The 3,428-nt window shown below is 53.6% G+C and carries 2 protein-coding genes; one reads left to right on the forward strand and one right to left on the reverse strand.

Going from position 1 to position 3,428, the window contains the following annotated elements; all coding sequences use genetic code 11:
- Positions 1-2,820: hypothetical protein (locus tag H8S45_RS15510; protein ID WP_186950540.1), on the forward strand; the 2,820-nt coding region annotated here is incomplete at its 5' end.
- A gap of 47 nt (positions 2,821-2,867) precedes the next feature.
- Here H8S45_RS15510 and H8S45_RS15515 read toward each other — a convergent pair.
- On the reverse strand, positions 2,868-3,428 hold a 561-nt coding region (locus tag H8S45_RS15515), incomplete at its 5' end, for a hypothetical protein (RefSeq protein ID WP_186950542.1).

Raw genomic sequence — 3,428 nt, forward strand, 5'->3', positions numbered from 1 at the left:
TACGACGCTGACAAGGCTGGTCTGGTAGGCCACAACTGGTCCACCAACACCCTGAAGTATGCTGGCTCCGCCGGCCTGCTGGACGACGTCAACTCCGGCCTGGAGCAGGGCCTGCCGCGTCAGTACGCCGCGCAGATGATCTACAACACCTTGGATACTAACCGTGTCAAGTGGTCCAACGATTCTCAGTCTTTTGACGACATCCTCAACGGCGGCGTCAAGGAGACCGTTGGTAAGGCTTACATGGGCCTGTCCTCGGATGTCGGTACCCTGATCTCCATCGATCGTGACTCCCTGACCATCAAGCTGGACGAAAGCTACGATTCCGACAACTACCACAAGATCGCCCGATACGACGATGTGACCTTTACCAAGGTTTCTGAGGACTACACCAGCCTGCTGGGCCAGAAGGTCAAGGTCATGTTCAAGGATGAAAAGACCAACAACGTTCTGGGCGTCTATTCCATCTCGGACAACACGGTTTACACCACCCTGATGAATGGCGTTGAAAAGGACGGCGCTAAGATTAAGTTCGGCGGCAAGTCCTACTCGATCGACGGCACCAAGATCGCCACTACCTTTATCAGCGTAGACGGCGCGCAGGCGGAAAAGGCTCAGTCTCTTGACTATTTCGACAAGGGCGCTGCACTCAACGAAAATGAGTCCAACGGCAACCTGTCCACCGACGAGGTAACTTTCGTCGATGCGAACGGCAACGGCAAGATCGATACCGCTATCGTATTCGAGAAGCTGGTCGGCGAAGTGACTTACGTTTCTTCCGATAAGATCACCGCTGGTTCCAAGACCTACAAGTTCGAGGACGAAAACATCGACGAGGACATCGAGCAGGACGACTGGGCGGTTGTTTCCGCGAACCTGTATGAGGACTGCAAGGATGTTGTCAAGGCTGATATCATCAGCACCACACTGGACGGCTCCCGCGACAAGAATGACAAGATCAACGGCGACTACAAGCAGTATAAGCTGGACGGCACCTGGTACAACATTTCCGACGAAAACGCTTCGGATGTTTCCAACGGCGACTCCGTCAAGGCTTATGTTGTCAATGGCGTGATCGTTAAGATCAAGTCCGACGACGGCAAAGGCGGCTTCCCGACCAACGTTGCGGTCGTAGTCAGCAACGGCACGATCAACGGCGATCAGGTCCGTATCCGCTACTTCGACGGCACCTCCAAGCTGGTTACCATCTCCGACAACACCAAGGTCACCCTGGGTTCCAGCTCGGCTGGTAAGGCTTACAAGGTTTCCGGCTCGGATACTTCGATGAAGTTCGAGGCAATCGACACCATCAAGTACAATGGCTACCTCTATGTTGGTACCGGCACGGCCGATCCGAGCAATGATAAGGTAACCGTAAGCACTAAGGACTATACCGTGGATGATTCCGCCGCGGTTATTCTGTATGACGGCAACGGCCGCTCCAAGATGCTGACCGGCAAGCAGTATAACGCGCTGAATACCAATGATTTGGCTACCTCTAAGGAAGCCGGCGCGGTATTCACGAAGGACAAGAACGGTCTCAACCGTGCGATGATGATCACTGTCAAGACCGACGATATGACCATCAGCGGCGAGTCTTTCGACAACTACGCATATGTTGTCACCAACAACGGCCAGAACAAGGACGGCAATGCTTCCTACACGATCTGGACGACTGACAACGAGTATGTTGACGTTATCGAAGAGAACGCGACTGCTCGCGCTAAGGGTACGCTGATCGGCTACTCCGCGATCAACTCCGACAACGTTATCAGCGACGTAAGCGAGGTCGCCAAGATCGCGGATGTTGATACCTCCAAGCAGACTGCGGTTAAGGGTGCGGCATCTTTCGGTAATGACGGTACCGTTTACTATGGCGGCAACCAGAGCACGGACACCAAGTTCATCAGCGTTGATAACAAGAAGTTCAACGTAACCGCGGACACCGCTGTCCTGTTCGTTGACTCCGCTGCGGACGAGGATGACCAGATCGGCGTGGACTTCGTCTACGGCACGTCTGCGATGGCCAAGGCTGAGAAGTACATTGACAGCAACGATCAGACTGCTTACTCCTCCAACGTGATGTTCCAGGTTGACGAAAACGGCAACGATGATGTTGACCTGAAGGTTCTGGTTGTTGATACCACTGGCGCGTTCGACGGCAAGAGCCACGAGAGCGGCGATGACAGCGGCGAAACTCAGGAGAAGGGCGACTACAGCACCAAGTATGCTGAAATCTCTGTTGAGGATAAGGATATCATCACTGGCGCAGGCTCCAAGTACGTTTCTGGCGATAAGGAAGTTCATGTCCAGTTGACGGTCGAAGGCGATTTCGCGGAAGCTACTGCTAAAGCATCTATCGATGTGGATGGATACAAAACCACGCAGAACATTACCCTGAAGCCGGGCAACACTGCTGACATTGTTATTGCTGATGTGGATACTGCTGATGCTAAGGTTTCCGTTAACATTACGGATATCACCTTCACCAAGGTAAACGTGGGTGTAGCGGCGGTAGAGACTGCTAATCTGAAGCAGGACAGTGCCACGGCTACTACTAAGGACATGGCTGTGACCGCTGCGGCGGCCGCGGCAAAAGCGAAAGACGATACGGTTACCATTACTGTAACGGGCACGAACATCGATAATGGTGGAACGGCTGCTAAGTATGAGTTGACGCTGTCCAACGGCACCAAGCTCCAGAATAAGGCTGGCGGCTCTACAACCGAAATCACTTTTGAGTATACTGTGACAGAAAACGATATCAAGGCAGGCAAGGCGATTACCCTGACTGCTACTGAGATTAAGGATGTTCAGTAATCTTTAAAGGTGGAAAAAACCCCCTCGGAATTTCGAGGGGGTTTTCCCTATTTCAGCGCAACATACCGGAATGGACCATTGGCCGAAAGGTTCATATAGCGGCTTACCTGAAAACCGGTACTTGTGATCGAAACATATGGCGACGCCGCATCCTCCACCGCGATATGTGCCAGTGTTGCGCCGTAACCGGCAATATTGCTCGCGTTGCTCGAGGAAATAATAACCGCTTTCGGCTGAAAGCCGAGAGAAACGGTTTTCGTATTACTATGGCTGTAATCCCCGTCCCAGCTTCCGGCATAACTGCCGCAGTAAATTTCACATTTCTGTGCGGTCAGTGTTTCGTTAGCCGTTAAACGGTCGGCAAGGGCCTTATCCGATTGGACACGCGCTCCCGCTTCATCAGAGAGCGCGGCCTGGGTCGCTTTTGCGTCCAGCTCGGCGGCAAGCTCCTCTGAGAGCATCTCCCGATCGATCGTGTCCCCGAACGTGTCCACCACGATGCCCTCCACACGCGCCTCCAGCCGCGAAGCCTCGTCGCAGATTCCGTTCACTGCCTGCCGCAGCTCCTCCGGACTGCTGTCGAACCGCGCTTTCAGCTCGTTTGCCGG

This window comes from Agathobaculum faecis, from assembly GCF_014287995.1.
In the GTDB taxonomy this organism is placed as follows: Bacteria; Bacillota; Clostridia; order Oscillospirales; family Butyricicoccaceae; genus Agathobaculum; species Agathobaculum ammoniilyticum.